20 protein-coding genes are annotated in these 24,663 nt (G+C 59.1%); 12 read left to right on the top strand and 8 right to left on the bottom strand.

Annotated features, from left to right (window positions below; all coding sequences use genetic code 11):
- Nucleotides 1–33 precede the first annotated feature (33 nt).
- Nucleotides 34–2,175, bottom strand: coding sequence for a type I secretion system permease/ATPase (locus AC1RUR_RS19990; RefSeq protein WP_492847055.1), 2,142 nt, complete (start codon nt 2,173–2,175; stop codon nt 34–36).
- Between the two features lie 298 nt (nt 2,176–2,473).
- Here AC1RUR_RS19990 and AC1RUR_RS19985 point away from each other — a divergent pair, with 298 nt between their 5' ends.
- The 4 genes from AC1RUR_RS19985 to AC1RUR_RS19970 are packed head-to-tail and all read left to right on the top strand — an operon-like array spanning nt 2,474 to nt 6,848.
- Nucleotides 2,474–3,844: a glycosyltransferase family 4 protein gene (locus AC1RUR_RS19985; RefSeq protein WP_492847053.1), complete on the top strand. Its 1,371-nt coding sequence runs from the start codon at nt 2,474–2,476 to the stop codon at nt 3,842–3,844.
- A 1-nt stretch (nt 3,845) separates the two neighbouring features.
- Nucleotides 3,846–4,979, top strand: a complete 1,134-nt coding sequence (locus AC1RUR_RS19980) for a radical SAM protein (RefSeq protein ID WP_492847051.1) — start codon at nt 3,846–3,848, stop codon at nt 4,977–4,979.
- A 19-nt stretch (nt 4,980–4,998) separates the two neighbouring features.
- Nucleotides 4,999–6,282: a glycosyltransferase family 4 protein gene (locus AC1RUR_RS19975; RefSeq protein WP_492847049.1), complete on the top strand. Its 1,284-nt coding sequence runs from the start codon at nt 4,999–5,001 to the stop codon at nt 6,280–6,282.
- Entirely contained in the window at nt 6,279–6,848 is a 570-nt protein-coding gene (locus AC1RUR_RS19970; RefSeq protein WP_492847047.1) for a transposase, read from the top strand. The genes AC1RUR_RS19975 and AC1RUR_RS19970 overlap by 4 nt, the downstream gene beginning before the upstream one ends.
- Before the next feature lie 37 nt (nt 6,849–6,885).
- Here the strand turns inward: AC1RUR_RS19970 and AC1RUR_RS19965 are convergent, their stop codons facing one another.
- Nucleotides 6,886–7,173 (bottom strand): hypothetical protein, encoded by a 288-nt coding sequence (locus tag AC1RUR_RS19965; protein WP_492847044.1) that lies wholly within the window; start codon nt 7,171–7,173, stop codon nt 6,886–6,888.
- Nucleotides 7,174–7,573: 400 nt separating this feature from the next.
- Here AC1RUR_RS19965 and AC1RUR_RS19960 point away from each other — a divergent pair, with 400 nt between their 5' ends.
- The 6 genes from AC1RUR_RS19960 to AC1RUR_RS19935 all read left to right on the top strand — a co-directional run bounded on the left by AC1RUR_RS19960 (nt 7,574) and on the right by AC1RUR_RS19935 (nt 13,957).
- Nucleotides 7,574–8,338 (top strand): hypothetical protein, encoded by a 765-nt coding sequence (locus AC1RUR_RS19960; RefSeq protein ID WP_492847042.1) that lies wholly within the window; start codon nt 7,574–7,576, stop codon nt 8,336–8,338.
- Nucleotides 8,339–9,342: 1,004 nt separating this feature from the next.
- Nucleotides 9,343–11,232: a coiled-coil domain-containing protein gene (locus AC1RUR_RS19955; protein ID WP_492847039.1), complete on the top strand. Its 1,890-nt coding sequence runs from the start codon at nt 9,343–9,345 to the stop codon at nt 11,230–11,232.
- 22 nt (nt 11,233–11,254) lie between these two features.
- Complete coding sequence (locus AC1RUR_RS19950; protein WP_492847036.1) at nt 11,255–12,268, top strand: TAXI family TRAP transporter solute-binding subunit; 1,014 nt, start codon at nt 11,255–11,257, stop codon at nt 12,266–12,268.
- Nucleotides 12,265–12,888 carry a hypothetical protein gene (locus tag AC1RUR_RS19945; RefSeq protein ID WP_492847035.1) on the top strand — a complete coding sequence of 208 codons (624 nt, stop codon included), beginning with the start codon at nt 12,265–12,267 and terminating at the stop codon, nt 12,886–12,888. The genes AC1RUR_RS19950 and AC1RUR_RS19945 overlap by 4 nt, the downstream gene beginning before the upstream one ends.
- Nucleotides 12,889–12,918: 30 nt before the next feature.
- Complete coding sequence (locus AC1RUR_RS19940) at nt 12,919–13,425, top strand: DsrE family protein (RefSeq protein ID WP_492847033.1); 507 nt, start codon at nt 12,919–12,921, stop codon at nt 13,423–13,425.
- Nucleotides 13,426–13,765: 340 nt separating this feature from the next.
- Nucleotides 13,766–13,957 (top strand): hypothetical protein, encoded by a 192-nt coding sequence (locus AC1RUR_RS19935; RefSeq protein WP_492847032.1) that lies wholly within the window; start codon nt 13,766–13,768, stop codon nt 13,955–13,957.
- Nucleotides 13,958–14,048: 91 nt separating this feature from the next.
- Here AC1RUR_RS19935 and AC1RUR_RS19930 read toward each other — a convergent pair whose 3' ends face one another.
- Entirely contained in the window at nt 14,049–15,092 is a 1,044-nt protein-coding gene (locus AC1RUR_RS19930) for a hypothetical protein (RefSeq protein WP_492847029.1), read from the bottom strand.
- A 254-nt stretch (nt 15,093–15,346) separates the two neighbouring features.
- The gene (locus AC1RUR_RS19925) at nt 15,347–16,279 is read right to left on the bottom strand and encodes a glycosyltransferase family 2 protein (protein ID WP_492847027.1); all 933 of its coding nucleotides are present in this window, start codon (nt 16,277–16,279) and stop codon (nt 15,347–15,349) included.
- A gap of 278 nt (nt 16,280–16,557) precedes the next feature.
- On the opposite strand from AC1RUR_RS19925, the gene AC1RUR_RS19920 reads away from it, so the two are divergent.
- Nucleotides 16,558–17,487, top strand: a complete 930-nt coding sequence (locus tag AC1RUR_RS19920; protein WP_492847025.1) for an aminotransferase class IV — start codon at nt 16,558–16,560, stop codon at nt 17,485–17,487.
- A gap of 92 nt (nt 17,488–17,579) precedes the next feature.
- Here the strand turns inward: AC1RUR_RS19920 and AC1RUR_RS19915 are convergent, their stop codons facing one another.
- Nucleotides 17,580–18,407 carry a tetratricopeptide repeat protein gene (locus AC1RUR_RS19915; protein WP_492847023.1) on the bottom strand — a complete coding sequence of 276 codons (828 nt, stop codon included), beginning with the start codon at nt 18,405–18,407 and terminating at the stop codon, nt 17,580–17,582.
- Nucleotides 18,408–18,508: 101 nt separating this feature from the next.
- Nucleotides 18,509–19,141 carry a FecR family protein gene (locus AC1RUR_RS19910; RefSeq protein WP_492847021.1) on the bottom strand — a complete coding sequence of 211 codons (633 nt, stop codon included), beginning with the start codon at nt 19,139–19,141 and terminating at the stop codon, nt 18,509–18,511.
- A 652-nt stretch (nt 19,142–19,793) separates the two neighbouring features.
- On the opposite strand from AC1RUR_RS19910, the gene AC1RUR_RS19905 reads away from it, so the two are divergent.
- A complete protein-coding gene (locus tag AC1RUR_RS19905; protein ID WP_492847019.1) occupies nt 19,794–22,577 on the top strand; it encodes a VCBS domain-containing protein in 2,784 nt (927 codons plus the stop codon).
- A 1,201-nt stretch (nt 22,578–23,778) separates the two neighbouring features.
- Here the strand turns inward: AC1RUR_RS19905 and AC1RUR_RS19900 are convergent.
- A complete protein-coding gene (locus AC1RUR_RS19900) occupies nt 23,779–24,018 on the bottom strand; it encodes a hypothetical protein (RefSeq protein WP_492847017.1) in 240 nt (79 codons plus the stop codon).
- Nucleotides 24,019–24,177: 159 nt separating this feature from the next.
- Nucleotides 24,178–24,510 (bottom strand): hypothetical protein, encoded by a 333-nt coding sequence (locus tag AC1RUR_RS19895; protein WP_492847015.1) that lies wholly within the window; start codon nt 24,508–24,510, stop codon nt 24,178–24,180.
- Nucleotides 24,511–24,663 lie beyond the last annotated feature (153 nt).

Below are 24,663 nucleotides of genomic sequence, written 5' to 3'. Positions count from 1 at the left end.
GGCAGGAAAGTGGTTCCCAAAGAACAGGATGCGTTAGTACTGCTCATGAACCCCCGCCTGAAGACGATAGAGTTTTGAATAGCGTCCGCCGGCCCTGACCAGGTCCTGGTGCGAGCCGTCCTCCACCAGCTGGCCGTCCTCAATGGTGATGATGCGGTCGGCCATTCGCAGGGCGGATAGTCGGTGGGCGATGATGAGAACCGTGCGACCCTGTGAGATCTTGGCCATGTTCTGTTGCACGATCCGTTCGCTCTCATAGTCGAGAGCGCTCGTTGCCTCGTCGAAAATGAGGATGCGAGGATCGTTCACCAGAGCGCGTGCTATTGCAATGCGTTGGCGCTGTCCGCCGGACAGGCTGCTTCCACGCTCACCAACGATGGTATCGTAGCCTTGAGGCAATTGCAGAATGAAGTCGTGCGCCCCTGCGAGCAATGCCGCTGCAATGACGCGTTCAGTCGAGGTCGCTGGATCGGCGAAAGCGATATTGTCCCGGATCGAGCAGTTGAAGAGGATGCTGTCCTGCAGGACCACACCGATCTGCCGACGCAACCAGGCTGGATCCACCTGCGCGATGTCGATGCCGTCGATCAGGACGCGACCGCGCTCGGGTATGTAGAGACGCTGCGCGAGCTTTGCGAGCGTGCTCTTTCCCGATCCCGATGGGCCGACTATTCCCACGACCTGGTTCGCGGGAATGCTGAGATGCACGTCGCGCAGGATCTCGGCCCCGTCGATACGATAGCGGAACGTGACGTGCTCGAAGCTGACGTCCCCCCGAATTGTGCCGAGCGTCATTTTGCTGGGACTGTATACCGGTTCCGTTTCCGTATTCAGGATATCGCCAAGACGAGCAATCGAGAGCCTTGCCTGATGGAAATCCTGCCACGTTTGCGCGAGCCTCAGGACCGGCGCACTCACGCGGCCCGCGAGGAGGTTGAATGCGACCAACTCGCCCACGGTGAGCTCGCCGTCTATGACCAGTCTTGCGCCGAAATAGAGAATGCCGGCACTGACCAGCTTGCTGACGAATTGTACCGATTGACTCGCAAGGTTTCCCAGGCTGATGACCCGGAAACTTGCGGCGACATAGCCGGCAAGTTGCTGTTCCCAGCGGCGCTGCATCTGTGGTTCGACGGCCATTGCCTTCAGCGTCTCAATTGCGGTCACGCTTTCGACAAGAAAAGCCTGGTTCTCGGCACCTCGTTGGAATTTCTCGTCGAGGCGTCGTTGAAATAGCGGCGTGGCGCCCGCAGAGATCGCGATATAGATGGGAAGCGAGCCGAGCACGATCCACGTCAGGGATGGCGAATAGAAGAACATCACCGCGATGAAGATGATCGTGAAGAACAGGTCGATAATCAGCGTAAGCGCGGAGCTGGTTAGAAAGTTGCGGATATTCTCCAGTTCTCGGACCCGTGCGACCGAGTCGCCGACGCGTCGGGCCTGAAAATAGCCGATCGGTAACGCAAGCAGGTGGCGAAAGAGCCGAGCGCCGAGCTCCACGTCGATTCGGTTCGTGGTGTGGGAAAACAGGTAGGTGCGGAGCATTCCGAGCACGGTTTCAAAGAATGCGATCGCTACAAGTCCGATCGCCAGCACGTCGAGCGTGCTCATGCTTCGATGAACGAGGACTTTGTCGATCACGACTTGAAAGAATAGCGGAGAAACCAGAGCAAAGAGCTGGAGGCAGAACGATGCGACCATGACTTCGGTCAGGAGCCGCCGATACTTGTGAATCGCGCCGACGAACCAGGTGATATCGAACCGACGCGCGAGGTCGGAAAGCGACGCCCGCTTTGTCATAAGGATTACGGCGCCGTCCCACACTGCTTCAAGTGCAACCCGTGACATCAATTTAGGATTGGGCTGCCCCGGTTCGAGCACAATCGCGCTCTCTGCGTCTGCCTTCCCAAGGATCAGGTATTTGTCGTCGCGCAGGATGGCGAGTGCGGGCATGGGGAGCCCCGAAAGACGAGGCCAATTGCTTTTGGCTAGTCGTGCCTTCAGTCCAAGCTCCTTGGCGCAACGAAGCATCTCGGGAATCCCGATAGATCCGCCAAACTGGTGACGAATGCGTTCTGCATCTATCGCGATTCCGTGGAACCGAAGCATCATGACCAACGCGATCAATCCATGCTCGGAGATCGCACGAGTCGGCCCCAGATCTTTAAGCATCTTCTCTCTGCGGAGCGTAACGCAGCCGACGAATGCCTAGCTGCAAGTCCCACGACTATCCGGCGAATAGGGCGGCAATCCGACGCGATCGCAGGACGAAGCTACCTTATCGTACCGCCGGAGGCGGATTTGACGACCGTCAATACAGCTAAGAGGTGGCCACCTACGGTTCACTGATGTCTGGAGTCATATCCACAAGTGCAGCGCGATCAGTGCCAATCAGTAGGTTGGGTTGGACCAGTTGCGTGCGGTTTTCCAGTACCGGGGACCTCTGGGAACCTTCAGAGGGGAGGGCGTGATGACCGACTCTCCGGTGGATTGCGGTCAGGATGTCGCGGCAGTGCTACCGGGATTGCACTCGGTGGTTCGCTCGGTCCGGTCAGACCGATCTGTCGGGTCCGATCAAGCACGAGATACGGGAGTTTACGACAGGCCTAGGTTTAAAGTCCTTTTCGCCAATAAGTTCTTTTTCCGTAACGGCGGTTCCGAGGCCGTCATGTTCGACGAAATGGAACTGGTGCGGCGACAAGGCGTCGGCGTGATCGAATTCTCCATGAACGACGAGAGAAATATTCCGTCGCCGTATCAGTCCTATTTCGTCTCTCAGAAATCCTATCGGCACAGTTCGCGCGCAGACAAGGTCAGATCCGCCGTCTCATTCGTGCACTCCCGGGAAGCGGTGGCGAAGATCTCCAAATTGATTGCGGACGAAAAGCCCGACGTCCTGCATTGCCACAACATCTACCACCAGCTCACTCCGTCAATCATTGCAGCTGCGTCCCGAGCCGGTGTTCCAGTCGTTCTCACTCTGCACGACTACAAGCCGGTGTGCCCGGTCTACACTCAACTGAGCAACGGCAAGGTCTGCACAAAGTGTGCTGGTGGCCGCTTCGAGTCCTTGCTGAAGCAGCGTTGTGCGGACGGTTCACTTGCTCGAAGTGCATTGCTCTGGGCCGAGGCGCGCTACCATGCGATGGCCGGCAGTTACCATCGGGTCGACAAATTCATTTGCCCGAGCAGGTTCATGCGCGACGCCGTGGTCGGTCGCTTTGGTGCAGACAAGGTCGTGCATATTCCCAATGGAATTGACATCACTCGCATCGATGCATCCGGGAAGGATGAAGGATACGTATTGTATCTGGGGCGATTGTCATCGGAGAAGGGCGTCGAAACCCTGTTGCGAGCTCATGCCTCAAATGGATCCTCGTGGCGTCTGATGATCGCAGGAACCGGGCCCTTGCTGTCAGATCTGCAGCAAAGGTTTCCGTCGGCGGAATTCAAGGGGCATCTTGCCGGCGCTGAACTCGATGCCGCGATCAGGGGGGCGGCGTTGATTGTCGTGCCCTCCGAGTGGAACGAAAATAGTCCCATATCGATCCTGGAAGCGATGGCGCACGGAAAGCCGATCGTCGCGTCGAACATCGGCGGTATTCCCGAGCTCGTCAGAGAAGGAAAGACGGGCCTGTTGTTCGCTCCCGGCAACGTCTCTCAGCTGTCCGACAACGTCGCCACGTTGCTGGGCAATCGCCCCCTGCGCGAGATCTTGGGAAAGAATGCGCGGGACATGGTGGAGGCCGAGCACTCTCTGAAGGCGCATGGGTCCGCGCTCATTTCACTCTACGAAGACGTTATGCACCCGATCAGTTCACAAAAGAATATTGGATCATAAAATGGACTTGACCGTCATTTCAACGTTCCGATGCAATTCGAAATGCCAGATGTGTTACATCTGGCAGAATCCCACCGATCCTAGGGAGGAAATATCGCTGGAGACGCTGGCGAAGCTTCCCTCGGGATTTGACAATTTGAACGTTTCGGGCGGCGAGCCGACGCTGAGAAAAGACCTCGCGGAGATCGCCGATCTGTTGCACCCGAAGGCGAGAGTGATGGAGATCTCGTCAAACGGGCTTCATCCCGAACGATTGATACCCATCATCAAGAAGTACCCGAACATCAAGGTCCGGTTCTCGGTGGAAGGTGACCAGGTCACCAGCGACGCGATCCGTGGAGAGAAAGACGGCTACGCCACGAAGGTGGCAGGCTTGCGCATGCTCAGGGAGGCGGGCGGGACCGATCTCGGTTTCGCAATGGTCATCCAGGACGAGAACGTTGATCAACTCGTCAGCGTCTACGAATTTGCCAAACGCGAAGGGTTTGAGCTCGCGACGTCGACGCTTCACAACGCCTGGCAGTTTTACAAGAACGACAACTATTTCTACGACCGCAAAGCGGTGGCGCGAAAGGTGGAAGGGCTCGTAACAGCGCAGCTTCGTAGCGCCAAACCCAAGAACTGGTTTAGAGCGTATCTCAATCTCGGCCTGATTGAAAAAATCCTGGGCCATGATCGCCTGATACCGTGCAGCGCCGGAAAGGATTTCGCGTTCATCGATCCCTGGTCCGACGTGTGGGCTTGCAATGTTCGCTCCGATCTCCCGATGGGAAATCTGGCCCGTCAATCCTGGGACGAGATATTGAACGGCGAGGTAGCTCAGGGGACGCGCAAGAAGGTGGCCGGCTGTGAGCAGAATTGCTGGATGGTCACGACGGCCCGTACCGCGATGCGATCCAACCTCGTTCCGCAGTTGCCGAAGTCCGAACCCTTGAGGTGGGTTGTGAAGAACAAGCTCAAGGTGACGATGGGCAAGAGCATATGCTTCGACAGCTACATCGATTACGGCGACGTGAGGCCGTCTCCTCTCGTCGAACGCACGTCGTTCCTCAACAAGACGGTCAAGGCGCGGCTCGTCAAGGGGCGGAAGACCCCGGACGAGCACTATCCGCTTCGGAGTTTTCTGAACAACTAGACCCATGGAGGAGGCCCAGATGAAAAAGCGCGAAGTACTTATGTTCGGATTTCGTGGCTTCCCCCAGGTTCAGGGAGGAATCGAGACGCACGCCGAAAATCTAGCGCCACGTCTCGCAGGTCTCGGCGAACGAGTTTCAGTCTGCATGCGATCGCCGTATGTCGATCCAGAGGTCGCCAGGGAGTTCAACGGCGTGCGAATACTCCGGGTATGGACGGCACGAAATACCTACCTTGAGACCGTACTGCATTCCGTGATCTGTGCCGTCGTTGCCGGCGTCCGGAGACCCGCGCTCGTGCACGTGCATGGAATAGGTCCCGCGATCGTGACGCCGCTGCTGCGCGCCTTCGGCCTTCGTGTGGTCGTGACGCATCATGGCGAGGACTACAATCGGGAGAAGTGGGGCTGGGCGGCACGGACCGTTCTTCGCGTCGGCGAAGCGCTCGGAATGCGCTATGCCAACAAGCGCATAGCCGTAAGCCGCAGCATAGGAGATCTCATTGCGGCCAAATACGGCAAACCCTGTGACGTCATACCGAATGGTGTCGTCTTCTCGGAAGTGCCGCAGCAGAGTGATCGCGTGGCCGAGTTGGGATTGCAACCCGGCCGGTACATCTTGACCGTCGGCCGGCTTGTCCCTGAAAAGCGCCAACTGGACCTGTTGCGCGCGTTTTCTTCTGCCAATCTTGAAGGATGGAAGCTGGCTATTGTCGGTAAGATCGACCACAAGAACGAATATGCCGATCAGTTGGCGACGGAGGCTGCACGCTGCGAAAATGTAGTCATGGCGGGGTTCCAGACCGGTGAGACGCTGCGGCAGCTTTACGCGCATGCCGGCTTGTTCGTCTTGCCATCATCCCACGAGGGCCTGCCCATCGTGCTGCTCGAGGCACTCAGCTACGGACTGCAAGTGCTCGTCAGCGACATTCCTTCGAACCTGGAGGTCGTCGGCGACCCCGCTCATATCTTCCACGTCGGCGATTGCGAGGAGATGCGATCGAAGCTTTCCGCGTTGACTGCGCTGAAGTGGACGGCGGATCAGCGGGATGCCGTCCGCCGCGAAAGTACGATCCGATATGATTGGGCGGACATCACTCAAAGAACGCTGGAGGCATACGACGAAGTGCTTGGCCGCAAAGGCAGCGGGGTAAGAGACTTGCACGCGGCCGCAGCCTTGATTGGCAGGCAGCGACCGCTTTACGGGACACCGATGACGGCCGGCTATGGCTTGGTTTCCAGCCTGAATGACAACCTGGCCAAGCCGCTGACCGGTGGCGGCGCAGCGCGGATCGACGTGAAATGAGGGCCAAGTCGTCTGGCGCTGACCTCAGTCGCATTCTGGCGGCGCCTCACTTTCAGAACGACGATGACGCGCGCAAGATCCTCAGGAGCATCCTCTGGCCCGACGGCCCGGTATGTCCTCATTGCGGCGGCATTGACCGCGCTTACGCCGACAGACGCGGCGTGAAGTACCGCTGCGCCAGGAAGGGTTGTCGTAAAGAGTTCACTGTTACCATGCGTACCGTCATGGAGCGCAGCAAGATCGCCCTACACAAGTGGCTGCAGGGGTTCTATCTGGTGACGTCGAGCAAGCGACGCGTGTCGGCCTACCATCTCCACAGAACTCTTGATATCGGCTATGAGGCCGCTTGGTTCATGCATTATCGCATTCGTGAAGCAATGCGGGGCGGCGGCCTTTCCCTTGGCACGCCCGTTGGCGGAACCGGCGGAACGGCGGAGCCGGTCGCGGTCGATCGTGGTCTGCATCCGCACGGAGCGCGCCGCTCGCCGGGCGAGGCGACGGCTCACGCGGCCGCTCCGCAGGCTCCCGGATTTAACGCGGCTGTTGCAGAAGGCGCGGCTGTCTGAAAAGCCGCCGGCCGCGTATTCGCGCATGAGGTGTGGGTTACACGTCTTGCTTCCTTGCGGCCTGCGATTCCGGGCGCTTCTTCGGAATATCCGTCTTGAGCTTGTGGCCGGTGGTGCGGGCGCCGCGGAGCGCTGCTTCGAAGCGTCTCCCCGCTTCGTCCTCGTCGTAGAATTCGGCTTGTCCGTTACTCAATGCGATGTTCCTTTTAGACGACGTCCATGTGTTGACCTGCCGACGTGCTCGAGCAGTCGCGGAACCTGCTGAAACCATAAGGGGAAAGTTGCCGGGGATTTTGACGGGGGTCAAAAACGCGTTTTCGGCCATCGCCCGATTGCCAATGATTGGTGAGGTTGTTCCTGAAGACCGCCGTCATCGAGCAGGTGCGAGTTGGAATGGAAGAACCTCGGTCCGCGTGCTGCCATTATCGTAAGGCAAGTGGTTGGTCGTTATCGGATAATTCGCTTTCGGCAGTCCGGGCAGGTAGGAAAAAAATCCGGAAGGCGACTCGCCCCGGGAATATCGACTGGTCTCCATAACCTCGATAGTTTGCTATCAATGCGCGCGGGCGAGTCGGGGACGGCAGCCAAACGGGCCCGAAACCGGGGCTGCGAAACTGCATTTGTGAGCTGATCTCCGGTGCAAGAGCGGAAACCTGGTCATTGCGCCGGTCCTGATGGACCGAGCGTGGCGAATTCATAAGTCAAACGTTGGGCTCGGATCGGGCATGTCCAAACTGATAGATGCAGCGGTAATGAACTCGATCGACGCACAGGCGGCCAGTAAGGACAGTCTCGCGGGATTGATGGCGCCGATCGTGGAAGTTGCTGCCGAAAATCTGATGGGGCTCTCGGAGCCGGATTTCGAGTTTGTACCTCCCAAATTGCGAAGAGGAATGAGCGCCGTCCATCGTCAGCTAAGCGGGGAGATGAGAGCGCTCTTTGAATTGCTTACGGTATATGATGACCTCTTGGCTTGCCGGATTCTCGCCCAGGAATACCCCTGGCAGAAGAGCGAACTCACGCAGTACGAGCATCTGAGGCTGGCTTGGTGCCAGTGTGCTCGAATAGGAAGCAATTTTGACCGCTACATGTATGAGGCCGGTCATCGGCTCAGCGAAGCCATAGACTTGTTTTCTGCCGACTTCGAGTTGCCGGACCCAGGAGAGGAACCTGATCGAGCCGGCTTCGAGTGGGATGCGTCATGTCGGGAGAATCCGGTCGACCGATGGTACTCGGTCGCGCCCAAGTCGGCTGGCGCTGCGATCGTGCCCGAGATGCGGGTCGCGAGCACCTGGCCCGGCACTCTTGCTCCGTTCACTGAACACTACGCCGCGGCCCGGAGCGAGCTCCTGAGAGAGATTGATGCAAGAACTGCGGCGGTGGGCTCGGCCATTACCGGGTTCTTGGTGGCCCATGGTGCAGCGCTTCTCGATCTCGTTGGACGTTATAACGACATGATCACGAACTTTCGGCGCCTGTATCGTCCCTAGCACTTTGTCCGCCCAGGCCTTTGCCTGTCGCATTCCCGCGCAAAAGAAAAACCCGGTCGATACGACAACTTGACCGATCTCACGTCGTGGTCTCGAACCCAGGCCAACATCCAGCCAGCCGCCTCAAATTGCTCACGCCTTTGGTGCGGTCAGGTCCAGCGTCGTACGCCGCATCGGCGCTGGACCGCCTAGTCAGCCAAAAGGCGATGCGATTCCCCGCAAGAAGGTAAGTGGCGACGATCTCATGGGTGCTAGCCGTACTTCCTGACACCAGTTCGCTTCACTCCGAATGAGCGCAGCAGCAAACGAAGCGTGGAGGCACGCGATCGTACCGACCGCTCGGTTCGATCCAGCTCTTTCGAGATTTCGCGAAGTGAAGCCCCCCTCAAGATCCTCTGCTTAAGGACCTCATCTTCGGCGGCCGTCCAATTCTTCCCCTTATTCGACACGTTTGCCTCCACCTCAGCAAGAGATAGGCATCGCCGGGCCGGCCGTCGCCGGCGACCGACGGCTGGCTAAAATTCGTAGAGTCGGCCTCGTTGATATCGATCAGAAAGACCACTGCGAGCGTGAAAATGTCTCGGCCATGTGTCTTCGCCCTAGAGCATTTTTCGCTCGGGATCCCAAGAGTTTATTGACGAGCGTCAACTCAGAAATGCTTGCCTCGGAGAACTCTGCTCGGCTCGCGCGTATAAGAAAAATCCGAACAAGCGTTGGTAAAGGCGCCGCGCAATGGAGACGCACAAGGTGACGGGAGGATCGTCATTCTCGAACATGAAACGAGCTGGGACCGTGCCGCTCACAGGTCACGGGGCAAGACGATCGGGAGACACTACAACCCAAGCATGATCGCGCCGGCGTATTGGCGTCCAATGCCGCGCGGAAAAGATCTTCCGCCAATGGGCGATGGGGTAAGCGGGCCCCCTGCAATCGCATCCTCGTCGGCATTCTGGCGCCGTTTCTACCCCCTCATCGCTATAGCCATAGCAACGCTCGTCATCTCGATGAGTGTGGCGTTCGATGCCACTCAATCGGGCGCGCGAGCCGCGCAGCTTCCGGCAGCAGCCGCGCCGGCTGCGCAGCCGCCGCTGAAGGAGGATCGTGTTCAAGCTCTGGCGCAAGAGCTGACTGAGGCCAAACGTAAGATCGAGGTCTTCCAGGCGCAATTGCGGGCAGAGGCCGCCGAAAGCGCGCGATCCCTCGAACAGGAGCAGCAGAAGTCAGCCGCTCTGATGCAGGAGGTCGCGGCGGCGCGACAAGAGCTGGCCACCGCGACGGCGAAAAATCGCCAAGCGCTTGCAGAGGAGCGCGAGCGTCGTTCCTCGTTGCTCGACACTGCCACAGTCAAGCATCGTCAGGCACTCAACGAGGAACGCGAGCGATACAACAAGCTGGCGGGCGAGCTTGCCGAAAAGCGGCGCGAAATAGCGGCCCAGATTGTCCAGTTGCGCACCGTCAGCGCGGAAGCGACGGCCGCCCGACAGGAGCTGGCTGCAGCTGCGGAAACGCAGCTGAAAGCGCTGGAAGAGGAGCGCGTGCGTAACGGTGCGCTGGTGAGCGAGCTCGCGAAGATGCGGCGCCAGATCGAGACGCAGGCGGTGCAGCTTGGTGAAGGAAGCAAGGAAGCCGAACGGCGGGCGAAAGACCCGCAAGTGGCTCGTAGCCTCGAACAAGAGCGCGAGAAGAATGCCGCCCTGGTCATCGAGATTGCGGCAGCTCGGGAGGCGTCGACCGCGAACGCAGAGAGGCAACACCAGGAGTTGCGCCAAGAGCGTGCTCGCAGCGGTGCCCTCGAGGTCGAACTTGCGAAGGCGCGGCACGAGAGCGAAGCGCGGGCGGATCTGATCGAAACGACGAGCGCGGTATGGCAACGCGAGGCGGCGGAAGCAGCAAAGAGCGCGGAGCTGCTTGAAGACGAGCGCCGGAAAGCGGATGCTCTCGCGCGGGAGGTTGTGGCTTTACGGCAGGCGGTCACCACGAGCGCCGCGCAACATCAGCAGGTGCTCACCGACGAGCGCGATCGTCGCGCCGCGCTGTGGAGCGAGCTCGCGGGAGCGCAGCGCACGGTTGAGGCGCAGGCGGCGCTCCTGGCCAAGGCGACGGTCCCGGAAGTTCCGGACGATAAAGTGGAAGTCGCGAATAACGCGCAGTTGCTCGCGCAGGAGCGGATGAAGGCGGCTGCGGTCGCGGAACAGGCTGCAGCCGCTCGACTGGATCTGGCAGCGAGCACAGAAAAACACAGGCAGGCGTTGGAGGAAGAACGCGCGCGCAGCTTGGCGCTGTCGGGCGAAGTTGCCGCGTCGCACCGTAAGATGGAAACGCTGACGGAGCAATTGCGCGTGGCGAGCGAGGCAGAGCTGCAGGCGAGGCAGGCAATTGAGCGCACCACGATAGATTTTCGAAAATCGCTTCAGCAAGAGCACGACCGGGCCGAGGCAATGGCGCGGGACGTGCAGTCGCTGCGGCGCATGATAGCTGCACGCAGCACCTCCGAGGTTGCAGCGAGCATTCAGGCGTCCAATGCCGCACGGCCAGCCGAGATGGCACCGATAGCGAAACCGCCGGGCGATGAGGTGCACGACACTTCCGAGGTGACGAAGTCGATCGCACGTGCGCGGGTGCTTCTTGGTCAGGGAAATATCAGTGCAGCCCGGGTCGTCCTTGAACATGCTGCCGAGACCGGAAGCGCGTTGGCGAGCTTCGCTCTCGCAGAGACGTACGATCCGTTCGTCCTCCTGACATGGAAGACTTACGGAACGCTCGGCGATGCGGCGAAGGCCCGAGAGCTCTACGAAAGGGCCTATGCCGGCGGCGTTCAGGACGCGAAAAGCCGTGCTGATGCCCTGGATCAATTACGCGTTCAAGCATCGGCCCCGGGCACTAACGCCCAGTGAGTATACATAATGGAGCGCACGGATGAGTACGGTGTTCAGGTCCTGCGTCTTGCTCGCGTTCGGCCTATCGACGTCAATCGTCGGCGTGCTTCCGCCCACCAGGGTGGACGCACAGACTGTGAGCGCTCGTCAGCAGACGAAATCGGAGCAGGAAAAGATGAACGCCTGGACCGTCGGCCTTGCCGGCGGATTGCTCGAGGGAGCGCCCCTTCGGCTCGCGTCGGAAATGGCTCGCGTGGTCGATGATGGGCCGAATCTGCATGTCCTCCCCGTTGTGACCCGAGGTGCTACCGAGAACTTGAACTCCTTGCTTTACTTGCGCGGTATCGATGTCGCGATCATCAATTCGGACGCGCTGGATGAATACAAGATCCAGGTGCCAGACATCGGACGACGGATCACCTACCTGCTCAATCTGTTTCCGTCGGAGTTGCATATCTTCGTGCGGCCTGAAATCGAGAGCTTGCAGGATCTCGCGGGTAAGAAGGTGAATTTCAACACCCAGGGCACGGCCGCGGCCTATTCGGGTCCGTTGATCTTCAGCCGTCTCGGCATCAGGGCGGATAATACCTTCATTCCGCATCAGGTCGCGCTAGAGCAGATGCGTAAAGGCGAGATGGCCGCGGTCGTTTTCATCACGTCGAAGCCCATTGACGCCTTCGTGCGAGGGCGTTGGGACCCCGGGTTCAAGTTTCTCCCGGTGAACTACGATCCGAAGTTCGACGACTACTACCTCCCGGCGACGCTGGAAGGGAGCGAGTATCCCAACCTTATCAAGACGGGCGAAAGAGTGTCCACGATCGCCGTACCGACGGCTCTCGTCGCGTTCAATTGGCCCGCCAAATCGAACCGCTATCAGCGCGTCAGTCGGTTCGTCGAATACCTGTTTTCCAGGATCGACAAGCTACAGGGGCCCGGCTTTGACCCGAAATGGAAGTCGATCAACCTCGCAGCAACTGTTCCTGGACTTGCCCGGTTCACGGCATCGCAGGAATGGCTGGACCGTCAGGCGCGTGGAGCGCGGGCATCGCGATGAAGGTGATCTACCAGGCGCTGGCGTTCAAGCTGGCGATCGGAACGGCGTTGGCGCAAGGCGCGGCCGATCCGGTGGCGAATCTTCGCGCTTGTTCGGTGATGGAACGTGAGGCGCGAATGGAATGCATGGAGAAACTATCGCGGGACATTGCGCCGGCGGACCGGCCGAAGGCAGTCCCCGACAACTGGGTCATCAGCGAGACGACGTCCCCTGTCAACTATGCGCCCATCGTGGTGGCCACGACTGTTTCGCGTGGTGGGTCCGAGGGCGGATCGGTGCAGCTCGCCATTCACTGCCGCGGCGGCCGCACCGAACTCGCGATTTCTGGACCGGAGATGTTGGTCGGCGGCCCCAGCTCGGCCTTGTCGTACAGCATCAATGACGGTCCGCCAGTACAGGTTGCGGCCGGTTCACCACAGTATGGCGCCGGCATCGCATTCGCCGGGGATGTCGTGCGATTACTGCAGTCGCTTCCCGAGGAGGGCCAAGTAACCATCCGCATCCTTCGGGCAGACAGGAATCAAAGCAGCAGCTTTGCGCTCGGCGGCCTGAAGGCGGTCCGGGAGAAGCTGGCTGTGGCGTGCAAATGGCCGCAAGCCGTAGCCAGGCCGAGCAATTGAGGGTTCTCGAACTAACAAGGAAGGTACAAGATGGCCGGAAACAGAAGCGTGATAAGGGCGGTAGTGGGTGTCTCGGCATTACTTATCGCTGCGCCGCCCTGGGCGGTAGCGTCGGCAGCGCAGAGGCAAGCCACGTCTCAGATCGTGAAGCAACCAACTACGAAGAAGAAACCGCACTATCTGATCTTGCAGGTCAACACCAATGATACCGCAATGATGAATCTGGCGCTCAACAACGCGACCAACGTTTCGCAATACTACACCGACCTCGGCGAGGATGTTGTGATCGAGGTTGTCGCTTACGGACCTGGCCTGCATATGCTGCGAGAGGACACGTCGCCGGTCAAGGCGAGGATCAAGGCGATCAGCGAGAAAACACCGGCGATTTCCTTCAAGGCCTGCGGCAACACCAAGGAGAATATGAGCAGGACCGAGAACAGGGAAATTGCTCTGATCTCAGAGGCGGCAGTCGTGAAGTCGGGCGTTGTGCGCGTTATGGAGCTGCAGGAGCAGGGATGGGCCTATGTTAAGCCCTGATCGCTTGCGATCCATGTTGCTGCGCAATCCGATGGCCAAGGTGATGTATGGCCATCCGTGCTTTGACGAGACGCCGAGGTCGGGGATCCGGCACAAGCGGATCACCCGTGCGTCCAGATCGGCGCGGACAATGATCTGCGTTGCTGAGGTCAATTTTGGGCGGCCCGGCGGCGATATAGCAGGTCGACCGCCGGGCCTCGCCGGTCAGGAGAGTCTCCTGAACCGACTGTCGAGACAGATTAGGTCCGGCTCGATTCAAGAACTTGCCGTGCGTCAAGTTTCTCATGCGGTCAGATCCTAACAGAAGGTGGAAGCGAGCGACTGCACGCGGAGTCCAGACATGTCCGACCCTCAGCAACTGAAGGTGCGAGCGGCGATGTTCGAGCGACGGGCCGATGAAGCGGAAGAGCCTGTCTCGCGCGCGCACTACCGGGAAATGGCTGCGCACTACCGGGCCCTGGCAGTTGAGCACGAGTCGGCGCGACCCGAGCAACTCGTCGACCGGCAGGAGGCCGGGTTCAGTCGTGTGTGAATGCGCTCGGTAGAGCCTTGACGCGGGGCGGCCGAACGATCGCCGCCGGGGACGGCGCCCTCACAAGCTGCGATCGCTCATATCGTCGTGGCTATGTCAGGATTCGAGGACGTTTGTGCCGTCCGTTCGCTTGTGCCAAGACATCCTTGATGAGTTCGGGTTTGCGCCGGCTTGAGCGGCTCGACATCTTTTTGTCGACGCCGGCGTCCAAATCCTTCAGCGGTTGACCGGTAAACTGGAGCAGCCGGTCGCCTTTCGAAGTCTCGTCGTCATAAAGTGCGACCGCTGCCTCGGGCAGGTGAGTGAGATCGCTCGCTCTCAAGTAGTCGCGCATGACCGTCCCGGTGCATCGTGAGTCGAGGTTTGAAGCGCCACGGCGAGCGATGACGTCATCATAGTCGACCGTCCGAAAATCGATGCTGTAGCGTGCGAAGTTCGTCGTATTGGGAACGGTCTCGTGCAGTTGACTGCTGGAGAAGACGATAAGTCCTCCAGGCGGGGGAAGGAATCGCATCGTTACGGATTCCAGTTCCTGTTGTGGCTTTGGCTGTTCACGCGTGTCGCTCTTGACATGCTGTGCGGCGGTCGCGCGGTACTTCGTGTTCCATTCGTAATAATTGTAGATTTCGGAATTGTTCTTCACGGGCTCGTTGAAATAGCGCGGATAGAAGCCCAGCGAGTTGTCCGGCTCAATTGGATAAATCGGCAGCCACCAGTTGAGCTGACTCATCGGCGCGGAGTACCAGGTGTCACGATGGGGGTGAAAGGCGTATGCGATGCCGGACGACAGGAAATGCGACGGATAGGCCGAGCGCATTCGTGGAACGTCGAAGTACAGGCGTTCCGGATCGATACCATGTTCACGCATGATCTGCGGTATCAGGCGCTTGCACTGCGGATGGTGGATGAATTGGGGCTTGAGCTTCCCAAGTATCGCTGCCACTTCCTCCGGCGTTTTCCGCTCATGGATCGTCCTGGGATCATAAGGCGAAAACGCGTCCTCCAGCAGCGTGCGCGCGAGTTCGATCAGGGCGCGTGTCCCCTCAGTTGGCGAAAAGATGAAGATATCGCCGGCATAGAGCCGGGCACGACGCTCTTCGTCCGTAATCTTCGAATCAAAAAAAACTGAACTCATAACTTTTACCCCTCGCTCGTCGAGCTCGACAGCTACGTCTCTGAGACTGGTACGTCTGCCTAATCAGGAACGGTCAGCAAATAGGTGTCTTGATGCCTGCAGTCTTTCCTGCGATGGACGAACCAATTTGATCGTTGTCAAATCGTCATAGGCTGTCGCACCCGTACGATGAGAATGTATCCAAGCGCAGGCTCGGACGAATTGCACGGAAAGTACGCGCGGCGGACGTGCGTTCCGCGTCACCGCAAATGGCGTTACTGGCGACTGAGCTGGTTGCGCCGCCAGTTCAGAATTGGCGACAATATCGCCCGGCCGACCGGCGTGGCCTGCAAGCCCACCTTAATGAGGTCGACGGCGGGCGACGGGAGCGGCGGCATTAAATCGTTGCGGCGCACAAACGCACATTCTCCGAGATCCTGGTCACAATCGGCAGCGCTTCTTATCCGATCCTGCCAGCAAGCTGGCTCGAAGGTTGCGGTCCTGAAATACTCGTTGGACCAATCTGGGCGTAGGCTTGTTGGCACTGCGAGCGACCGATTGGCTTCGTGCTTGAAAAGAGCCGGCTGCTCTTGGCGCACTTCGAGTCGCCGGGCGATCTGCGAAGGAGACCGGTAGGGGTAGTGCTTGAGCCGAATGCGCGAGGGAAACGTCCTGCCGCGGTTGGCAGGCCATATGAGGCCATCCCACTGCAGGTCATTCCGATGGCGAACGAAGCGAGGCTCGCTCCAGTGATTTTGATAGAATTTCAGTCGTTCTTGAACCGGTCGAGCGAGCCATTGCGATGGATCGTCTTCATAGGCGCGAAGGTCGACGTCGGTGAAGTAAAAGTCGAACGAGGCAGAGAACACAAAACCGTACTTGGCGGAAATGCCCGGAAGAAAGCAGCTGGGATCGTCGATGTAGATCTCGTCGGAATCGAGCCTGCACCACCAGTCTCCAGGGGATGCGACGCCCTTACAGGACTCGAATATTTCGCCCCGGAGCTCGTCGGTGAAAGTGCGGCTGTCGTGACCAACAATCTCGATCTTGGAATTATGTCTCGCGAGGGCCTGTATCGTCTCCCACGTCCCGTCCACGCTACCATTATCGAACACGAAGATCCTGTCGTTCCAGGTCAGGGCTGCCGCCAGAGTCTCTTCAATGATGTCGTTTTCGTCTCGAACGCAGCAAATACTGAAGATCTTCATGATGTTCCCGGACCTGGAATTGAGCGTGGCTGCTGGCTTGGAATGATCCTAGCGGTTCGTAATTGTCGTCATGCCCCGGATATCGGCCCCATCCTGGCGACCGCTTCGCACGGGCGATCGGAGCCAGGGATGCTGCTTACGCTCGTAGACGGCCTCCCCTTGCCATATTTGAGCTTCCTCAACTTCGGGGTTCCTTGTGGGCCGTACGTTGCCGGCGCATGCCGGATGGAAGGCAATTCGAGCGCGCGAGCAATGCGATCCCGACGGGAGGGGGAGTGATGGTTAAGCTACAGAGGCCGAAATACCTGTGGTTTGGCGGCCGCATAGCTGACTGGGATGAGGCCCGATTCCACGTCTCCAGCGAAGCGGTGGTGCGAGGGCTGAATGTCTTTGAGGGCCTGCGCGGGTACTGGCAACCTGACGGGAGCTTCGGTTTCGTGGCGCTGCCACGGCATTGGGCGCGGCTCAAACGATCGGCCAAGCTGCTCCACATTCCATTTGAAATGACCTGCCAGGAGTGGATCGATGCAAATCATTCACTGGTCCAGACGATGTATGAACCTGGCAGGAGCATGTGGACCCGTGCGACCCTTTACGTAGAGGAGGGGCATTGGGGGGAAGGGACCAAGTCCAATCTTGTCCTCACGGCATATCACGTCTCGGACATGCCGGCGTCCATCGCGACGGGTGTGAGTACGTGGCAGCGCGGGGCCGACAACGCGCTGCCGGCTCGTATCAAGACCAGCAGCAACTACCAGGTGACCCGCCTCGCCAAGATCGAAGGGCGGTCACGAGGTTACCCCGAGATGGTGTTGTTGAACCAGCATGGTCGCGTGGCCGAGGCGATTGGATCCTGCTTGCTTATGGTCCGCGATGGGAAGGTAACAACACCACCGTGGTGGGAAGGTGCACTCGAGAGCATCACGATCGACATCATTGAGGAGCTCTGCAAGACAATGAGGATACCGTTCGAGCGTCGCCCGATCGAGCGAACGGAGCTCATCATCGCAGATGAAATGGCGTTCGTGGGGACGCTGAATGAAATCACGCTGATCAGCGAGGTAGATGGCAATAAGCTGGACGTATCCGGCGTGCTCAAAGATATCGCCGAGCGGTATCGCAGCGCCGTCCAGGGCTTGGAGGCTCATCCGGCCGTTGATATCGACTGCAGACCATCCGGGCAACTGCTGGGCGTTGCTGCCGAGTAGCACACGAGGAACGCTTCGGATAAGGAGGCGTGACTGGCCACGGCGGACGCCCGATCGCGGGCGATGTAGCCGGAAGTATCAAGCACGAGCACCTATCGCACGCCGTACCGCAAGAAGTCCTCGACGATCGTGGATCGAATTGCTTTTGCGGCTGAGATGTCCGCGTTGCCGCCTGTCATGTCGCCCTTCTTCAGTCTGGCCAAGCCCCTTCCGTAAAGGGAACTCGCAAGATTGGGGTCAAATGTCAGCGCCGAGCTGTAGTCCTCGACGGCCGCGTCAACTGCGCCCATCTTTAGATGGATCATCCCGCGCGAGTCATACGTGGCCGCCTTGTTCAGTTCGGATCGAAGCGCTCTGTTGCAGTCCTCCAGCGCGGCCTGCAATGCGCCAAGCACGGCTCTGGTCCAGCAGCGGCCGTTCCATACCTGGTCCAAATCCGGCGTGAGACGGATGGCCTCGTCATGGTCGAGCGACGCGCGATCGTACTCGCTCTTCTTCAAGTGCGCTTCGGCGCGATTGGCGAAGGCTTTTGCGTAGCCGGGGTCCAGCCTGATGGCTTGGTCGAGAGTCTGGATCGCGAGGTCGTATTCGCCCTTCAGTAGGTAGGCCACACCCCGGTTGTTGTAGGGCTTGACGAAATCAGGTGCCAGCTTGATCGATTCATTGAAGTCCTCGATCGCACGGTCGTAATCGCCCTTCGCGACATAGGCATTGCCGCGATTATTATATGGGATGGCCAGGGCTGCTGCCGTGATCTGATGCGAAGCGATCAGTGTTGAGCAGCCGGAAATCCGTGAGTCGAGCGAAATGCGCTCCGAGCCATTGCATAGTTCAAGATCCCTGAGGCTGTTAACTTCCGGCTTCTGCGCAGCAACCAACGACGGCAGGAGCAGCGAAGCAAGGATGGTTGTGATGATCATGCCCCTCGATCCGCGCGTTTGCGCGGCCGCCGTGCGGCAGGCGTGCGCCGAACTTTCTCGACGACGACTGCTGAACAACGCTTGCGCGTGGGGCAATGATCCTAGCAGCCTCGACATATGTTGAAATCGAACTTGTGAGTAGCTTTCTGATCGGATTTCCGCGTCGTGGGTACTGCCGGCTTCTTCTTGCCGTCCTCAATAAGGGTAGAGAATTTGACCGACCCGTCATCCGAAATTTCGACGTGCGGCGTGGTGCCTCGAATTCCCATGGTCGCGACGGGAGTATCGATCTTCATATCGCCCGTCTGTGCAACCTTGCCGGCGACAAAGGTAAACGTCCCCTTGGTTAGACTGAACAATGTCGAATTCGAGTTCCCAGCGGGTTCATACACGAACTCGTCCAAGACCATCCGGGCGTTGATCGACAGATTGAACGTTGTACCATCCGCGAAATTGATGCCGACCCGACCGTTGGCTCCGGTCTGGACGACATCGCCCAGATAGACGGGGTCTCCAACCTTGGTTGGGCCGGACACCGTGGCCTGAATGACGACTGCGGTCCCGTGTTCAATGGTCACCACGCCGGTGACGCTGACGACCCTTCCAATGAGCTTTGCAGTATCCTGAATCGCGGGAGTCGCTGCATTGACTTGCGCTTCCGCAGGATCAGCGAACACGCCTGGCATCGCCAAACCAAAACAAGTCACCAGCGCGGCAATCGTACGTATGAACATGATCTCCCCTTTCTGAGAAGATCGTCGATTATAACGTCTGCGATCCGTCTTTCGACTCCCAGATATCGAGTCCGGACTAGGCCTGGCGGACTAGACTGATGGACCTAGTTTTCCGACGCACGTGACGGCGTTCACGTCGCGCATAGACGGTCGCATTTCAGCCGAGTACATTGAATGAATAAGTTCTGAGGAAGCGTTGGGCTCTGTGCAGGTCACCTGGCATTAGGTGCTTATTCATTTCGCGTGAGGTCATTTTCAGCGGGCTGGTGTCGGTTGCAAGCGCTGAGCGTCTGTTCAAGGCGCAGGCGGCGGATATGACAAGGATGATCTGGCAATCGCACGCGGCTCGCGAATTGTGATAGGCGAGGCTGAGGCAATGTCCATTAGGCGCCATGGCGGTTCGGAGGAGGCACGTAAAGCAGTTGCGATCCCGCATTGTCGACCTGTCGATAGTCCCGGGATTGCGCCAACTGGTGCCGATCATTCGCGCGCCGTGTCAAACGAATACGTCAGTGACTCGAGCGGGCCATCCCGTTCGGGTTGGTTCGCATGGATCAGAAGGCGGCTCGCTTCGATCGCAAGTCGGGTACCGAGAGGGCTCGGGCTGGCGGGAACGGTTGTAGGCACCGCAACTCCATCCAGCGTAACGGGCATGCTGTGGATCACGGCCCTGATGTTGGCTGAGGCAAAGCAAGCCCATGCAGCCGATCCGGATGTCACCTTCCTGGACGATGATGTCATTACGTACAAGGACCTCGCGCACGGCGTGTTCGAGCTCGTGACCAAAGAGGCGGTCCCGCGACATATTCTGGTTGACGATCCCGGACAGACGATTGTTCTGCACGAAAAGGGATCCTCGGTCAGTGTGAACAAAGTCGTAAATACCGCTGCTCAGATGGAAGAGCTCCGCGCCGCACAACAGGACGCTCTCGGCAATCTTTCAAAGGACACGGGAGCAAAGGGGTCAAGCTCGCCTTCGTCCCTTAACCCTCTGACGCCCCAACGAATCGATTTCATCAGGCCTGATGCCCCGCTACCGCAAATTACGCCGGCGATACAAACGATCCTTGTCGTTCCCGTGATCGTCGATCCCCCGGTGCGGTCGTTGACCGTGACGGCTTTGCCGATTGTAAACGACACGTCTGCCTTTGACCATTTCACCCCGACCGCCGGTGCTCTGAAGGCGATCAACTTCAATGCCTCTGCTCCGCTGACCTACGGCATAAGCGGGGGTACCGCTGGCAGCGCGGAGCTGGGCGGTGTGACATATGATGTCTCCAAAGCGGGGCAATATGGCACGCTTTACGTCAACAGCTCGACCGGCGCCTACGCGTTCGTTCCGGATAATCGCGCGATCAATGCCCTGACTGCGACGACAACCGAAGGTTTCGTTGTCAAGGTCTCGGACGGTGCTTCCACGGCCGATCAGACCTTCGCGGTCACCATCAACGGTGTCAATGACGCAGCGATTATCTCCGGCGGCGCGACCGGCGCGGTGAGCGTGGCAGGTGACGCGACCAATGCTGCCGCCGGCGCGGCGAGGGCAACGGGCACGCTTACCGATACGGACGTCGACAATGCGCCCAACACGTTCAAGCCAGTCAGTGCGCCTCAGGCGAGTGATGGCGGGTACGGTGTCTTCACGATGACGGTGGAGGGCGTGTGGACTTACGTGCTGACCGATGCCACGGGTGCGGTGAAGGCGCTCGATGTCGGCGGCACGCTGACCGACAGCTTCACCGTGACGACCATCGACGGCACACCAAAGGTGGTGACAATCATCATCCACGGCGCCAATGACAAGCCAATCGCTCATGCTGACGTGCTGGCCGCACCTCATCCGGGCCAGCCCAATGTGAACCAGGACGCGTCGCTGACGATCGCCGCAAGCACTTTGCTTGCGAATGACACCGACCCGGACACCGGCGATCATCTGGCGGTCGTTTCCGTCGGCGGGACTAGCGCCGGCGGCGCTGCCGTATCGCTCTCCGGCACTGACGTCATCTACGACCCGACGAGCGCTGCTGTCCTTCAGGCCCTCGGGGCCGGGCAGATCTTCACCGATTCCTTCACCTATACGATAGATGACAGTCATGGTGCGGCCGCGTCAGCGACCGTGACGTTGGTCATAGCCGGGGTCAACGATGCGCCGGCGATCGTCAGCGAGACCGACCCATCGGTGCAGGCAGTCGTGGTCAATCCGATCGCGCTGGCCGAGGGAGTAAACACAAACTCGCTCGGGCTGGTCACCGAGACTTTCGATGGTCTGCCAACGGGATCCGACGGGTTCCACGGCAATTTCTACAGTGCTGCCCTGGATGCCACATTTTCGGGCTCGGGAAATGTCGGGGTCATCAACGGATCGATCCCCGGTGTCGCGGTGGCTCTGTTCCTTGGCCCAACACCAGGAAGCGTGGATACCACCGACTATCTGAGCCTCAGTGCCGGCAGCTTCGAGACGATCACGTTTGGCTCGGAGAGAAACACCTTCGGCCTGTATTGGGGCACGATCGACTCCATGAACACCATCAGTTTCTACGATGGCGTGGATCTTGTCGTGTCTTACACCGGTGCCGAAGTCGCCGGACTCCTGAGCGCACATCAGGGCGTGTTCGTTTCGAACGGCTATCTGGAATTTGTCGGCATCCATCCCTTCGATCGGGTCGTTCTGGACACCGGCAACACCAACGCATTTGAGCTCGAGAACATCTCTGCCGGAGTTGTTCCGGATCGCCACGCCGGCCTCGCGGCGCCGGTGGCGGGAACGCTGACTGTGTACGACGCCGATATCGGCGACACGCTCACGGCGTCTGTGATCGGAAACGCCACCATCGAGTTCAGCGGTTCAAACGGCTCAACGACGCTGCCCTTTGGCGTCGACGTCGCAGCGCTGGTCGACGCGAGCGACATCGCGTTCGACATGGTGCAGTCAAATGGCGGAACGCAGACGTTGAATTGGACCTACAAGCCGACCGATCCCAATCTCGATTTTCTCAAGGCCGGCGATGAGTTGACCATCCGGTATACGGCGCAAGTCACCGATGGTCACGGCAATGTGGGAAATCAGGCCCTGACAATCTCGATTGTCGGGGTCGGTACATCGCAGAATATGTCGCATTTGAGCGTTGTCAGCGGTACCGCTGCGGACGAGACCTTTCTCGACGTCGGCAACGGCGTCACGATCTTCGGCGCTGGAGGAAGCGACAATTTCGTGTTCAATGTGAATTTTGGAACCGCGACTATCGGCGATTTCGACGTCGCCAACGACACGATTGAACTCAGCTACAGTCAGTTCAGCAGCGTTGCCGAGATTTTGGCTGCAGCGGCCGAGGCCGGCCCGAATACGATCCTTACTTCGCCCACCACTCACGATGCTATAACGTTGAAGGGGGTGTCACCCTCGCAACTGCAGGGCTTTGATTTTCATCTGCTCTGACGGTCGAAGGCTCAGGGGTGCCGTTATCGCCCCTCCGAATTCCCTTGGGAGGTTCAGGCGTTAGCTCGGCTGGGAGGCGCCTGACGCAACAAGATCCGCTCGATCAAAAAGCAGAGGTGGCAGCTTCCGCCCATAGTACCAGCATCGGGACGGCCCCCCCGCCGGTCGGCGCCCAGGCGACCCCACGCAACAATTTACAATCATAAGTCGATTACCGTACAGACCCCCAGCGCATCTTGCGTTATCTAGCGGTGCGCGGGATAGTGCGCGACAGCCAAAACAATCGGGGACACGGGCGCTCGGCAGTCGGGGCCACATGTTCGGCCAAGAGCTGCGTTTGAATTGCCCCGAGGCCAGGCGCAGCAAGTTCTTCCAACGCGGTAGCTGCGCCTCCGGGCGCAATTGTCTACCCGCATCTATCCTTTCTTGTACCGCGGAAAAACCGGGGCAAAAGAGAGCACATTATGGCCAAGTCCAGGGACCGCGACTGCGAGTCCGTTTCCGACGCATTTGAGGCGGCTTCGCTCGAGCTGGAGCGGTTGTCCGCGCGTCCGCAGCGCAGACGCCGCAAAGAGACCGCACAGCAAACAGGCGCAAAGGGAGCTGCCAGGGGCACGGATGCCGACGGTCAGCGCGTTCCTGGAAAAGACTAGCTGATCTCTGGCGTAACCGAGAGCCCCTGCGCTTCGGTCTGCGTCCAGCATGCTCGCTGGTGCCGCGAGACTGGAGTGACTGCACCCGGCAGACAGACCGAGAATACCAAGGACAATCTGAGGTCCGTCAAGTTTAGGGACGGCAGCCGCTCATACCATATGCCACTGCACTCGGGCAGCATGGTTGGAGAGCGAGTAAGCGTTATGAGATCGTTGTTGATTGCCACATTGATCACTGCGTTAGTGCCGGACCTCGCCCTCGCGCAGCGCGTAACAAGCGCCCGGCCAAGTCTGGCGGCTGGCGGTTCGTCTTCCTCCCGAGACGCGAGTGACAGTCCCGGACCGCTCTGGACCCGACGATCTTCGGTCGAACGGCCTGTACCGGCTCAACCCAAGGCCGCTGCCATCGTTACCAAGACCGAAGCGATAAAGCCTGACACGGCGCAGGACGAGGACAGGTTGCTGGACAAGAAAATCCGAAGTATCTGCAGAGGATGCTGAGGTCGTCGTTCCAAGGTCCGCATTTGCCGTCTCCGGCGAAGCCGCGGCTAATCTTCGATTTCGCTCGCAATCTCTTTCGCCTTGAGATTCCAGGTCCATGAAAGGATCAGAAGCAAAACGACTGGGCAAGCAGTCATAAGCAGCGCTCTCACATGCAGCTCTCGCATGGACTGGAAGAAGAATGGGGCTTGCATCATCACTATCGCAACCAACGCGCTTCCAACGCTCAGATTGTTGAAGAACGTCGCCCTGAGTTTTCGTATCCCGTTGTTGGCGGCTTTCCCCATGATTTGCTCCTGTTCTCAATCTGCTGGCCCGGCCTATGCCGCTGCAGTCTAGCGCAATGAACCGGTCGTTTGAGGGGTGCAATCCGACCGGGACGGTGTCGGCGGCCTCATGATTGCACGTCGAACGAGACGTTCGTCGGTCCTGCCGAGAAGATCAGTCTAACGGTGATCGTTCTGCGCAACGAGCTTTCCCACGGCTTCGATCGTCTTCGCAAAAGCGTCGCGAATCCGTTGCGCGTGGGCTGCACCTTCCGGTTCGTTGAGACATGAGATCTTGACCAGAAGTGCATTCAGAAGACGCGCCGCGAGGGGGTTCTCCGAATGGCGAGAGCGCAGAGCGACCAGTTGCAAACGCATATCGACGAGATCGATGGCATTCTGGTCCACCAGTTGTTCAAGATCAAAGGCGGAGGTTAGCGGTCGCTGAGCATGCGGAGCAGCGACTTCGCTGTGTTGAATCTTGACGGTGTGATGTGCCGCGTGTCGCCGCATGGCTTTTCCCGAGCACACATCCGGCGACCCGAGTGCCCAACCGCGATGGTTCTCGCTCACACGCAGTCTGCATGGGCTGGCCGATGGTCAATTTGACGAAAGTCAAGTTGCAGAGAACGACCTGATCTTCCGACGGGAAATCACGCGTATTTA

It is taken from the genome of Bradyrhizobium sp. GW821-FHT12B03, from assembly GCF_058807535.1.
The sequence above is the reverse complement of the archived record's forward strand: the minus strand, read 5'-3'. Positions and strand labels throughout refer to the sequence as shown.